General features: G+C 44.7%; 12 protein-coding genes and 1 tRNA gene. 12 read left to right on the top strand and 1 reads right to left on the bottom strand.

Going from position 1 to position 12,230, the window contains the following annotated elements; all coding sequences use genetic code 11:
• Positions 1 to 192 precede the first annotated feature (192 nt).
• The 10 genes from ACFWMP_RS05450 (at position 193) to ACFWMP_RS05405 (ending at position 11,056) form a co-directional block, all read left to right on the top strand.
• Entirely contained in the window at positions 193 to 579 is a 387-nt protein-coding gene (locus ACFWMP_RS05450; RefSeq protein WP_042186537.1) for a VOC family protein, read from the top strand.
• A 180-nt stretch (positions 580 to 759) separates the two neighbouring features.
• Entirely contained in the window at positions 760 to 2,556 is a 1,797-nt protein-coding gene (gene pnpS / locus ACFWMP_RS05445; protein WP_379422411.1) for a two-component system histidine kinase PnpS, read from the top strand.
• Between the two features lie 109 nt (positions 2,557 to 2,665).
• Positions 2,666 to 3,394, top strand: coding sequence for a response regulator transcription factor (locus ACFWMP_RS05440; protein ID WP_042125998.1), 729 nt, complete (start codon positions 2,666 to 2,668; stop codon positions 3,392 to 3,394).
• 199 nt (positions 3,395 to 3,593) lie between these two features.
• On the top strand, positions 3,594 to 4,349 hold the full coding sequence (gene pstB / locus ACFWMP_RS05435) for a phosphate ABC transporter ATP-binding protein PstB (RefSeq protein ID WP_042186541.1): 756 nt from the start codon (positions 3,594 to 3,596) through the stop codon (positions 4,347 to 4,349).
• A 73-nt stretch (positions 4,350 to 4,422) separates the two neighbouring features.
• Positions 4,423 to 5,082 (top strand): phosphate signaling complex protein PhoU, encoded by a 660-nt coding sequence (phoU, locus tag ACFWMP_RS05430; protein ID WP_042186547.1) that lies wholly within the window; start codon positions 4,423 to 4,425, stop codon positions 5,080 to 5,082.
• Between the two features lie 375 nt (positions 5,083 to 5,457).
• Complete coding sequence (gene polA / locus ACFWMP_RS05425) at positions 5,458 to 8,127, top strand: DNA polymerase I (RefSeq protein WP_339269981.1); 2,670 nt, start codon at positions 5,458 to 5,460, stop codon at positions 8,125 to 8,127.
• Between the two features lie 52 nt (positions 8,128 to 8,179).
• Complete coding sequence (gene mutM, locus ACFWMP_RS05420; RefSeq protein WP_042186551.1) at positions 8,180 to 9,016, top strand: DNA-formamidopyrimidine glycosylase; 837 nt, start codon at positions 8,180 to 8,182, stop codon at positions 9,014 to 9,016.
• 127 nt (positions 9,017 to 9,143) lie between these two features.
• Positions 9,144 to 9,890, top strand: a complete 747-nt coding sequence (locus tag ACFWMP_RS05415; RefSeq protein WP_076283314.1) for an MntP/YtaF family protein — start codon at positions 9,144 to 9,146, stop codon at positions 9,888 to 9,890.
• A 9-nt stretch (positions 9,891 to 9,899) separates the two neighbouring features.
• A complete protein-coding gene (coaE, locus tag ACFWMP_RS05410; protein WP_379422407.1) occupies positions 9,900 to 10,496 on the top strand; it encodes a dephospho-CoA kinase in 597 nt (198 codons plus the stop codon).
• Entirely contained in the window at positions 10,493 to 11,056 is a 564-nt protein-coding gene (locus tag ACFWMP_RS05405) for a lytic transglycosylase domain-containing protein (protein WP_076283312.1), read from the top strand. Before coaE ends, ACFWMP_RS05405 begins: the two co-directional genes overlap by 4 nt.
• 79 nt (positions 11,057 to 11,135) lie before the next feature.
• On the opposite strand, the gene ACFWMP_RS05400 is transcribed toward ACFWMP_RS05405, so the two are convergent.
• Positions 11,136 to 11,354: an alpha/beta-type small acid-soluble spore protein gene (locus ACFWMP_RS05400; protein ID WP_042126012.1), complete on the bottom strand. Its 219-nt coding sequence runs from the start codon at positions 11,352 to 11,354 to the stop codon at positions 11,136 to 11,138.
• A gap of 164 nt (positions 11,355 to 11,518) precedes the next feature.
• Between ACFWMP_RS05400 and nrdR the strand changes: the two genes are divergently transcribed.
• Positions 11,519 to 11,995, top strand: a complete 477-nt coding sequence (gene nrdR / locus ACFWMP_RS05395; protein WP_042126015.1) for a transcriptional regulator NrdR — start codon at positions 11,519 to 11,521, stop codon at positions 11,993 to 11,995.
• A 159-nt stretch (positions 11,996 to 12,154) separates the two neighbouring features.
• Positions 12,155 to 12,230 (top strand) — tRNA-Ala (locus ACFWMP_RS05390).

The raw sequence follows: 12,230 nt of genomic DNA, 5'->3' as shown, positions 1-12,230 counted from the left end.
GGGTACAGTCCGGTGAAATAGTCATATAGTGGGGACATCCGCTGCTATGGCTTTTTCTCCGGTTTTATCGAAAATATAAGAATTTATATGTTCCACGCTATAATTTATCCTTATATTCCTCGTGTAATCACTTAGCGTCTATATAGATAGGGACGCCGAAGGTGTTTATGCTTGTCTAAAGGAGGTTTACGAATGGTACCACATTATATTAGAAATGGTCTTCTTAACGTTACTCCGTATTTTATCGTGGCTGGTGCAGATCAATTGATTGATTTTGTTGTGAACTGCTTTGATGCAAGAATTAATGATATGCTGCGGAATGATGAAGGCAAGATTAGACATGCAGAACTTAGAATAGGAGATTCGATCATCGAGGTTTCCGAGGCTAATGAGAAATATTCACCAGTACAGCTCGCTATTCATCTATATGTAAGAAATGTGGATGAGACCTTTCGTAAGTGCTTGGATGCCGGGGCATCCATCATAGAAGAACCATTAGATAAGCCTTATGGGGAAAGAGGAGCGGGTATTAGAGATACTCAGGGCAATCAGTGGTTTCTTGCAACCTGTATAGAATGAAATCATGATATTTTACAAAAGTAATACAAAGTAACAGTCCAGAGATAATCAACTTGGGCTGTTATTTTTATATAATCTATTATAGTAGGGATTTATGTCACGAAAATAGTAGCACTGGTTTTTTGATGAAAATGAAGTTAGGATAAAAGATACAATGAAAAAGGGAGAGGCACACTTCAGATGAAACCGTTTCGCGCTCGTCTTACGTTTATACTTATGGCCTTAATCGGTATTTCCATGATTGGCACTGGATTTACGATGGCTCATCTGTTTAAGAGCTCCCATATAGCTGCTCTCGAAGAGAACATGTCCCGGGAAATAAATCTACTCGCAGGCACATTGGAATTTGTAGATATGAACGCCACCAATGCCATTCCGTATTACACGGAGCAGGCAGAGCATGTTGCCGAGCTTCTAGATTCCCGGATTACTTTTATTAGTAAGTCAGGCAAAGTTTTAGGGGATTCAGAGAAAAATCCTCTGGAGATGGACAATCACGCCAATCGTGAAGAGGAGATTGTTGCGGCTAAAGAGGGGACTGGACGAGCCATTCGTTACAGCGAAACTTTAGATCGCGAGATGTTATATGTAGCTGAGCGGGTGACCTCAGATCATGGTTTTGACGGTTACATTCGGGTCTCGATGGGACTGGATGCAGTAACGGAAGGGCTTAACCGTGCTTGGATGATTATGGCTGGGGGGTTAGTTGTTTTGTTCCTGGCAGCAACTATTGTCAGCTACAAAGTGGCATCGAGCATGACTTCACCGCTTGAACAAATCACGAGAGTCGCGCGGCGTATTACAGATCTTGATTATGATGCAAGAGTCCATTTGAAGCGTAAAGATGAGGTTGGGCAGCTGGCGACAGCGATAAATGCCATGGCTGACAGTCTTCAAGCTCAGCTTAAGACCATTCGTGATAATGAGGATCTGCTGCAGAGCGTACTGGACAATATGACTGGCGGCATCATAATGATCAATGCGGACGAAGAAATTGCCCTGCTGAACCGAGCCTCAGAGCGGATGCTGGATGTTAGCAACAGTGAAATGGCGGGTCATTCGTACAAGGAGCTAAAGCGTCATTATGAGTTAACACGTCTGCTTGAAGAAGGGGTATCGAATAAAGAACCGCTCCATGAAGAACGAAGTATTTACAATCCGAGAGAGCGGATTGTACGTATGGACGCAGTACCTATGATCCAGGACGGGACGTATAGAGGCATGCTCTTCCTGCTGCAGGAAGTAACAGAGATTCGTCGCCTGGAGCGGATGCGAAGTGAATTTGTCGCTAACGTATCCCATGAATTGAAGACGCCGGTTGCCGCTGTTAAAGGATTTGCCGAGACCTTGCTGGGTGGTGGGGTTAAGGATGAGAAGACAGCCCGTTCCTTCTTGCAAATTATTTATGATGAGAACGAACGCTTAAATCGATTGATTGGAGATATTCTGGAATTATCTAAAATCGAATCTAAACGTGTGCAGCTCGATTGCTCACCTGTTCATATCATTGAATTCTTTGATTCCGTGCTGGGAACCATTAGCAAAGTGGCTGAGAAGAAAAGTATTAGTCTTAACGTAGAGGTTCCTGAGGAGCTGTTCATTGAGGCCGATGAAGATAAACTACGTCAAATTTTTATGAATCTGCTCTCCAATGCGATTAATTACACGCATGAAGGGGGTAGCGTAAAAGTCTACGTTAAGAATATACTGAAGCCAGATGGTTCTGAGAATGTCCAATTTACCGTTACCGATACAGGGATGGGAATTCCCAAAAAGGATCTGCCGCGCATTTTCGAACGTTTTTATCGAGTGGATAAAGCAAGATCAAGAAGTTCCGGTGGAACGGGGCTGGGACTGTCTATTGTGAAGCACTTGATAGATCTGCACCATGGTGTGATTTCGGTTAAAAGTGATCTGGGGATCGGAAGTTCATTTATTATTGAGTTGCCGCTCTTGCAGGAAGAAAAGGTGGATTAGATTTTTGTAAATTCACCTTATCGATTTTACACCAAGTTAACATTGTGGTGATATGATTGTTTTGTTGTTGCTTTGTAAAAATCAAACTATATGGAAGACGGGGGAACCTATGGCTCAACGATTGCTTGTCATTGAAGACGAACCGACACTGGCCCGGCTGCTGTCCTATAACTTAACGCAGGAAGGTTACGAGGTAACAGTAGAGGATCATGGTACGGCAGGATATGATCGTGCGACGAGGGAACCTTTTGACTTGATCGTATTAGATCTGATGTTGCCAGGTATGAATGGCATTGACATCCTTGATAAATTGCGTGGACAAGGTATCCGAACACCTATTATTGTGTTGACCGCTAAAAATGCGGAAGAAGATGTAGTTAGAGGGCTGAAATCAGGTGCTGATGATTATATAACCAAACCATTCGGCGTCTCTGAACTGCTCGCTAGAGTAAGTGCTGTACTTCGGAGGATTTCTGGACTTGCTGAGGAAGCACCGACAGAAACACCTATCTCTGCTTCTACCATTATCTTAGGTCAATTAGAGATTTACCCTGAGAGATATGAAGTCTCCCTCGGTGGTCATAGTATTAATTTACGGCCTAAAGAGTTCGAAGTGCTATTATATTTGGCTCGTAAGCCAGGGGTTGTGTTGACGAGAGATGATCTCATGAATGCTGTATGGGGCTTTGATTATATTGGTGGGCAGCGTACGGTGGACGTGCATGTGAGTTCACTTCGTAAAAAGCTTGAGCTGGATCCAGAATCCGTTCATATCGATTCGATTCGAGGCGTAGGCTATAAATTAGTGGTTAATAAAAAAAGAGCTCCGGTCATTTAGAGTGACTGGAGTTCTATTTTTTCTATACTTTTCATAAATAAGAAATGCTCGGAGTACTAGTTGGCTTCTGGGGAAATACTGTGATGTGGACCCATTCATCTCACTGATTTTACATTGCGTTAACATTTCTCTCCAACTGTATTTACACTAAAAGCTTATCATGGAGATCGAAGATGATGAGAAGGAGACGTAAACACTAATGAAATCCATCATTGACATAGAGAATCTTGATCTCTACTATGAGTCGTTCCACGCACTGAAGAATGTGAATCTGCAAATCCCGGAGAAACAGGTTACCGCTTTTATTGGACCTTCCGGTTGCGGGAAATCCACGTTGCTTCGCACATTGAATCGTATGAATGATATGATTCCTGGCACACGTATAGAAGGAACTGTAAACATCGGTGGCAAAAATATTTATAGTGATGAGGTAGAGGTGGAAAGCCTGCGTAAGCAGGTCGGTATGGTGTTTCAACAGCCGAATCCTTTTCCTAAGTCGATTTACGACAATGTAGCTTACGGGCCCCGTTTACACGGCATCCGTTCCAAAAGTGAACTGGATGAGATCGTAGAAAAAAGCTTGCGTCACTCCGCCCTATGGGAGGAAGTGAAAGATTTTCTGAAGAAATCTGCCCTTAGCTTGTCTGGTGGACAGCAGCAGCGGCTTTGTATTGCTAGAGCGTTAGCGGTACAGCCGGATATTCTGCTAATGGATGAGGCAACCTCTGCGCTCGACCCTGTATCCACTCTCAAGATAGAAGAGCTTGTTCAGGAATTAAGAAGTGAGTATACCATTGTTATGGTAACTCATAACATGCATCAGGCCGCACGTGTATCCGGTCGAACCGTGTTTTTCTTAAATGGTGTAATTGTAGAGGCGGCGGACACAGAGGTGCTTTTCTCGAACCCTAAAGATTCCCGCACTGAAGATTATATTTCCGGACGTTTCGGCTGATCAGATTTAAAAGGGTGTTCGTCCCTGGAAATGGCAAGCTGACCATACGTTAATGAGGAGGATCGCTCTTATTATGATTCGCAGAAAAGAATTTGATAAAGACTTGGAAGAGCTGCGCAGTCTGCTGCAGCAGATGGGTGAGCATGTTAAGGATGCTCTTGAAGGTGCAATTAATGCATTACAAAATCTAGATACAACGCTCGCACAGGAAGTCGTTGAAGCGGATTTACAGCTGAATGCCATGGAAGATAAAATCATGGAAATTGGCTCACGCTTAATTATTACGCAGCAGCCCGTAGCTAAAGATTTGCGCCGCATTATCGTTGCCTTCAAAATATCAAGCGATTTGGAACGCATGGGGGATCTGGCGATTGATGTAGCTAAGGCGACCATGCGTCTTCAAGGCCAACAGCTGATTAAGCCCCTTGTAGACATTCCTCGTATGGCTGAAATCGTGACAATTATGATCGATGAGGCGATCCAGTCTTACCTGGATGAGAACACTGATCTGGCTTATAAAATGGCACAGGATGATGATCAGGTCGATCAATTGTATGGTGCGATGATCAATGAGTTGTATTCTTATATGGTAACAAAGCCGGAGACAGTATCCCAAGCTATGTTATTGACACTGGTAGGCCGATATATCGAACGGATTGGCGATCACGCTACTAACATTGGTGAAAGCGTAGTTTACCTGGTTACCGGTAGTCGTCCAGATTTGAATGAATAGTTTTGATTCAAAAGATGTTTGGTACTTGTCGTAACTGCGGAGAATGTTTGGACTTCCGGCCGCTGTTGTCTCCAGATTTCTTGATTTTATACCGCTTTTTATGGTTGAAATCCGGAGACAAAGGCGGGCGCTTCGCTCCTACAGTTCCAAACTTCTCCTCCATTACTATCGTACCTTCACATCTTTTGTGTTTTTAGGTAAATTAAAGTAGCCGTCCTTTTATAAGGGCGGCTACTTGTTGTATTCCCCCATATTTGCTCTTAATGTTACTAACATTTCAGCTAATCCCATTGTTTAAGTTGGTATAGCCGTTTCTACTTGGACAGGCCATATGTTAAGATGTAAGAAGTAAGCATGAAAAAGGCGAGGTGCACTATGGACAAGTTGATACTTATAGATGGAAATAATATTATTTACCGCGCTTTTTTCGCGATGCCTCCGCTAACGAATACAGCAGGGCAACAGACGAACGCGGTGTACGGTTTCACAACGATGCTGCTCCGTTTAATTGAAGAACACAAGCCGACACATATGATTGTTGCCTTCGATGCAGGGAAAGTCACATTCCGGCATGAAGGTTATGAGGATTATAAAGGCGGTCGGCAAAAGACACCTCCCGAGCTCTCCGAGCAGTTTCCACTGCTGAAAGATTTGCTCAGAAATCTGGGTGTACCGCAGTTTGAAATTGGCAATTATGAGGCCGATGATATTATTGGAACCATTTCTCGCCAAGCAGATGAAGCAGGCCGGAAGGTTATGATCGTGTCGGGAGACAAGGATATGCTTCAATTGGCTTCCGAACATACGACCGTTGCGTTGATCCGCAAAGGAGTTACTGAGGTTGAGCTTTATGGACCAGAACAAATTCGAGAAAAATATGATTTAACACCCGAGCAGATCATCGACCTTAAGGGACTGATGGGTGATGCGAGTGATAACATTCCGGGCGTTCCGGGTGTTGGTGAGAAAACAGCGCTCAAGCTGCTGCATCAATTCGGATCGGTTGAAGGTGTATTAGCTGGCACCGGTGAGCTTAAAGGTAAAATGAAAGAAAAGCTGGAAGCTCACGCGGAAGACGCTGTCATGAGTAAGAAACTGGCAACCATCTATCGTGAAGTGCCTCTTGAGCATTCGTGGGAAGATATGATCTTTAACGGAATTTCTGCGGATACAGCAGGACCCGCACTCGCAAAATTAGAATTCAAATCACTTCTGGAAAGGTTGTCACTTAGTGCCTATGCTCCAGTAGCTGATGGAGAAGAGAGTGCAGCGGAAGTAGAAGCTGCTACACTCGATATTTCGATCGTGAGTGAAGATGAACTTGAGGCGCTAAATGAAGCGCTCCCTAGTATTTCGGCACTGCATGTAGAATCCAATGGGGATAATCCGCATCGTGCCGAGGTGATCGGGGTAGGGCTATCTACTCTGGAGCGACATTATTATGTGCCGTTTGAATTACTACAGAAACCAGCGGCTGCGAAGCTACGCGACTGGTTAGGAGATGAGAAGGCTCCGAAGAGCGGATATGATCTTCACCGTGCTGATTTGGCACTGCATTGGCAGGGAATTGCTTTTGCAGGTGCAGCCCATGATGTGCAGCTGGCGGCTTATTTGCTGGATCCGACAGAAGCTAATCAGAACCTAAACGATCTCGCTACGAAATACGGCTTGCCAAGATTGTCACCTGATGAAGATGTATTTGGTAAAGGCGCCAAATATAAGATTCCTGAGCTTGAAATCTTAGGAAATCATGTCGCACGTAAGAGTGCTGCGGTACTTGGCATCGCCCAGAAACAACAGCAGGAATTGATCGAAACGGCGATGACCGGACTGTTCGAGGATCTCGAAATGCCATTATCACGTATTCTTGCGGATATGGAGAAACAGGGGATTGCAGTCAACGAAGGGGATCTTAAAGAATTAGGAAAAGAATTCGAAGCTCAGATTTCCAAGCTGGTCACCGAAATTTATGAAATTTGTGGCACAGAGTTTAATTTGAATTCACCTAAGCAGTTGGGCGAGATCTTATTTGTAAAACTGGGTCTTCCTGTCGTCAAGAAGACGAAGACCGGATATTCAACAGACGCAGAGGTGCTGGAAAAGTTAGCACCGTATCACGATGTGGTACGTTTGATTCTACAATATCGCACGATTGCCAAATTGCAATCCACCTATGTAGAGGGGCTGCTCAAGGAAATTTCTCCGAAAACAGGGAAGGTGCATACATTCTATCGGCAGACGATTGCTGCGACAGGACGGCTTAGCAGCCAATTTCCGAACCTGCAGAACATTCCAATCCGCTTAGAAGAAGGACGTAAAATCCGTAAAGTGTTTGTTCCATCCGAACCGGGCTGGTCCATTCTGGCGGCGGACTATTCGCAGATTGAACTACGGGTACTTGCGCACATCTCCGGTGATGAGCGGATGAAGGAAGCTTTTCTCCATGATATGGATATTCACACGAAGACAGCGATGGATGTATTTGGAGTTACCGCCGATCAGGTTGATAGCAATATGCGTCGTGCTGCTAAAGCCGTTAACTTTGGTATCGTGTACGGAATCAGTGATTATGGTCTGTCGCAGAACTTGAATATTCCTCGCAAAGAAGCCGCTCAATTTATTGAGCAGTATTTCGAGGTATACCAAGGTGTACGTCGATATATGGATGATATCGTAGTTGATGCAAGGAAACATGGTTATGTAACCACGCTGCTGGAACGCCGTCGTTACTTGCCTGAGATTAATGCGAAGAACTTTAATCTACGTTCTTTTGCGGAACGTACAGCAATGAACACACCTATACAAGGAACTGCCGCTGATATTATTAAGCTGGCGATGGTGCATATGGACAAGGCGCTATTTGAGCGTGGGCTAAAGAGCCGTATGTTGCTTCAGGTACACGATGAGCTTGTATTCGAGGTGCCAGAGGATGAAATGGAGCTCATGAAGACGCTTTTGCCGGAAGTAATGGGTGGAGCATTGCAGTTATCGGTGCCGCTTAAAGCAGAGGTAAGTTTTGGTAGCAACTGGTACGAAGCGAAATAGGCTCCCTTTAAGGTGTGCATATCAGCTATAATGTAGTTGAGGTGAAGACATCATGCCGGAATTACCGGAAGTAGAGACAGTCAAGAGAACACTGAATGATTTAGTTAATGGAAAGCAGATAGAGAGTGTAACCGTCCGGTTGGCCCGGATTATTCAGCGGCCGGATGATATTCAGGCTTTTGCCAACCTGCTCGCAGGTCATAGCATTGTTAATGTTGAACGGAGAGGGAAATTTTTGCGCATCGTGTTAGACGGTCTGGTGCTGGTATCTCATTTACGGATGGAGGGCCGTTACGGACTTTTTTCGAACGAAGATCCACTGGACAAGCATACGCATGTGATATTCCATTTTACCGATGGCACTGAGCTGCGTTACACGGATGTTCGTCAGTTTGGTACAATGCATCTTTTTCAGATTGGTGAAGACCTCCAGCTGCCTCCTCTTAATAAGCTAGGACAGGAGCCGCTGGAGCCATCCTTTACGCCGGAGAGGTTTAAGCAGATTGTATCAGGCAAAAGCACAAAAATTAAATCGCTGCTGCTGAATCAGGAATATATCGTCGGCATAGGTAATATTTATGTAGATGAGTCGTTACATCGTGCAGGGATACATCCTGAAGTCAGCGCCAAAGATCTTTCGGATGAGCAACTTGATCAGCTGCATCACGCTATTGTCAGTACGCTGACGGAAGCGGTAAACGCTGGTGGTTCGTCTGTAAAATCATATGTGAATGGTCAAGGTGAGAGCGGCACTTATCAGCAACAGCTGTTGATTTACGGTCGTAAAGATCAGCCGTGTAACCACTGTGGAACGATGATTGAGAAAACGGTTGTAGGTGGCCGCGGAACGCATTATTGTCCAAGCTGTCAGCGTAAGGTTGAAAACTGAAGAAGTAATTAGGTTGGCACCCACTACTTGTCCCGCCCATATACTGTGTGAAGAATGCTTAATAGAGAACGGAAGCTGAATGAAGTGTATTCTTCAGTGTTCCGGTTCTTCACAGGAGGGATTGCGGGTGCTCAGCCCATTTTTTTCACTAATATTACTAGCTTTTGCTTTGAGTTTGGATGGTTTTGGCGTTGGTATTACATATGGACTGCGTAAAATGAAAATACCATTGCTCTCCATTCTGATTATCTCGCTTTGTTCGGGGGTAGTTATCTGTGTATCTATGCAAGTGGGTGTTCTGCTTGCCAAGGTAGTGTCTCCACATGCAGCTTCTGAGGTTGGCGCTGTTATACTCGTGCTAATGGGGTGCTGGTCGCTCGTCCAGATGTTAATGCAGAAAGAGAAGGAACAGACAGGTGAGCGTAAAGTAGGTAGTGAAGAAAATGTGCTATCCACAGAAGCTCGGGCAGAGGTAGCTGTTGATACTGAAGATGTTGTAGAACAGGTTACCATGGCTCCTGAGCAGGCAAAGTCGGCTGTCTTTTCCCTTGAGTTACGAAGATTGGGGATTGTTGTACAGATCTTACGTACTCCGTCTTCTGCAGATATGGATGATTCCGGGAGTATTTCTTCGATGGAGGCTATGCTGCTCGGGATTGCCCTCTCTCTAGATGCTTTTGGAGCTGGACTTGGCGCAGCATTGCTGGGGTTCAATCCGATATGGACATCACTTACAATTGCTCTGTTTAGTGGTACATTTCTATTGCTGGGCATGAAGACTGGATTAAGATTCGCTGGGAACTACTGGATGAAGCATGCTGCTGCACTACCCGCGTTATTATTAATTACAATGGGAATACTGAAGCTATTATGAGGTGAGTACATGATTATTGGCTTAACCGGAGGCATTGCATCCGGAAAAAGCACGGTGTCCGCACTGCTTGTGAGCAAGGGAGCGAGGCTGGTTGACGCGGATGTGATCGCCAGAGAAGTTATGCTCCCCGGTCATGAGGTGTTGGCTGCGGCTGTGAAACAATTCGGAAGTAAGATCCTCTCTCCGGATGGCACACTGAATAGGGGCAAGCTGGGGGATATTGTATTTCAAGACCCGGCGGCCCTGCAAGCCCTGAACAATCTGACGCATCCCGCAATCCGGCGGGAAATTAAAGAACGTATGAACAGCATGGAGGAAGAAGATCCAAAGAAGTTAACAATTGTGGATATCCCTCTTCTTTTCGAATCAGGACTCGAGAACATGTTCCATGAAATACTGGTGGTCTACGTGCCTCGTGAAGTGCAAATCGCGCGATTAATGGAACGTAACGGACTTTCTTTAGAACAAGCAGAAGCACGCTTAAATGCACAGCTGGATATTGAGACGAAGCGAAACAAAGCGGACTATATCATTGACAACAGTGGCGAACTTGCGCACACTGAGCAACAGGTTGCTGTTCTTTGGGACAGGCTGGGCTTATCATGAAATGGTTACGTAAAAAAAGAGTCCTTCTTCTGTTATTCATTGGTTTTACTGCGATATTGTTTCTGAGTACGAACTGGATGTCCTGGTTTTATCCGATCCATTATAAAGATGAGATCCGTAAGCACAGCGTTACGTACGATATTGACCCATTTCTAGTGGCTTCGATTATCCGAGTGGAAACGAACTTCAAAACTGGACGAGAATCCAGAAAAGGTGCTATAGGTTTAATGCAGCTTATGCCGGATACCGCCAAATGGGCCCTTGAAAAGGCCAAGCTTCCTGATGTTTCTATGGAGGAGCTAAAGCATGAACCATCAGCAAATATTGAACTAGGTACCTGGTATCTTTCAACATTATCCCGTCAATTCGAAGGTAAACGTACAGCGGTTATCGCTGCATATAATGCTGGACCGGGTAAAGTTCAAAAATGGCTGGATGAGGGGATCTGGGATGGAACGGATGCTACGATTAAGGATATTCCATTTGGTGAAACCCGACATTATGTACAGCGCGTCAACTATTACTATGATCAGTACACGGATATTTACAACGAATTCTAAAACCGTGTTATGTATAAAAAGAAGCATTAAACGATCTTGCGATCGTTTAATACTTCTTCAGTAAGCTTATGTGGACAGGTTATTTGTATTGACCTGCCAATTGTTGTTCTGCCAGGGTTACAAGACGTTTAGTGATGTAACCACCGATCGAACCATTTTCATAAGAAGTTTTATTGCCTTGGTAACCATCTGGGGAAAGCGTGATTCCGAGTTCTTGGGCAACTTCATATTTAAGTTGTTCCAAAGCACCACGGGAATTTGGAGCTACAAGGTTATTGGAGCTGTTGTTTTGGCTCATTGCTGTTCACCTCCTCTGTTGGTAACTGTATTATGTGCCGGACTTGCCATAATCATTACAATAAAAAAACGGTGATTTCTGGAAAAAATGAAATAGCCCTTTAAAAGCCGGATGTTTAACATACCGGGACTAAAAACATTATGTAATAGGAAGTGATGAAGCTTATGAAATGCCCTTACTGCGATCACACAAATACTAAAGTGCTCGACTCTCGACCAGCGAATGAGAATAAGTCCATCCGCCGCAGGCGTGAATGTGAGCGTTGCAGCAAACGGTTTACAACCTTTGAAATGATCGAGGAAACACCGTTAATCGTGATCAAAAAAGACGGCAGCCGTGAGGAATTCAGCCGTGATAAAATTCTGCGTGGTTTAATTCGGGCTTGCGAAAAACGCCCCGTCTCTGTAGAACGTCTAGAGAAGATCGTCTCTGAGGTGGAGAAATCCCTACGCGGCATCGCCGTAGCTGAGGTAGAGAGCCAACAGATCGGTGAGTTGGTTATGGAACAGCTCTATCCAGTAGATGAAGTCGCCTACGTTCGCTTTGCTTCTGTATACCGTCAGTTTAAGGACATTAACATGTTTATGAAGGAACTGAAGGGTCTGCTATCTAAGAGCACTGGGGATCTGGACAGATTGTAGAGTTGTGGCTAGTCTAATGACTAAAATAAGTGTTGACAGCGAAGGCGATTTTTTATATTATATAGGAGTCGCCTACGGCGCTTGGATTTGTCAGAATGACTTAAATACACCGAACTGAATTTTAGAATGTGTGATTACATACATCTGAAAATTACGTTTGGGGCCATAGCTCAGCTGGGAGAGCGCATCGCTGGCAGCGATGAGGTCAGGGGTTCGATCCCCCTTGGCTCCACCA

The sequence above is a fragment of the Paenibacillus sp. NPDC058367 genome, from assembly GCF_042723305.1.
Taxonomy (GTDB): Bacteria; Bacillota; Bacilli; order Paenibacillales; family Paenibacillaceae; genus Paenibacillus_AQ.
Note: the sequence above shows the minus strand (reverse complement) of the source record. Positions and strands in the feature narration are given on the sequence as shown.

Excerpts from the sequence above, each read along its gene's own strand:
- mutM (WP_042186551.1), top strand. The coding sequence starts at position 8,180 with ATGCCGGAATTACCGGAAGTAGAGACAGTCAAGAGAACACTGAATGAT.
- ACFWMP_RS05440 (WP_042125998.1), top strand. The coding sequence starts at position 2,666 with ATGGCTCAACGATTGCTTGTCATTGAAGACGAACCGACACTGGCCCGG.
- polA (WP_339269981.1), top strand. The coding sequence starts at position 5,458 with ATGGACAAGTTGATACTTATAGATGGAAATAATATTATTTACCGCGCT.
- ACFWMP_RS05405 (WP_076283312.1), top strand. The coding sequence starts at position 10,493 with ATGAAATGGTTACGTAAAAAAAGAGTCCTTCTTCTGTTATTCATTGGT.
- ACFWMP_RS05400 (WP_042126012.1), bottom strand. The coding sequence starts at position 11,354 with ATGAGCCAAAACAACAGCTCCAATAACCTTGTAGCTCCAAATTCCCGT.
- pnpS (WP_379422411.1), top strand. The coding sequence starts at position 760 with ATGAAACCGTTTCGCGCTCGTCTTACGTTTATACTTATGGCCTTAATC.
- coaE (WP_379422407.1), top strand. The coding sequence starts at position 9,900 with ATGATTATTGGCTTAACCGGAGGCATTGCATCCGGAAAAAGCACGGTG.
- nrdR (WP_042126015.1), top strand. The coding sequence starts at position 11,519 with ATGAAATGCCCTTACTGCGATCACACAAATACTAAAGTGCTCGACTCT.
- pstB (WP_042186541.1), top strand. The coding sequence starts at position 3,594 with ATGAAATCCATCATTGACATAGAGAATCTTGATCTCTACTATGAGTCG.
- phoU (WP_042186547.1), top strand. The coding sequence starts at position 4,423 with ATGATTCGCAGAAAAGAATTTGATAAAGACTTGGAAGAGCTGCGCAGT.
- ACFWMP_RS05450 (WP_042186537.1), top strand. The coding sequence starts at position 193 with ATGGTACCACATTATATTAGAAATGGTCTTCTTAACGTTACTCCGTAT.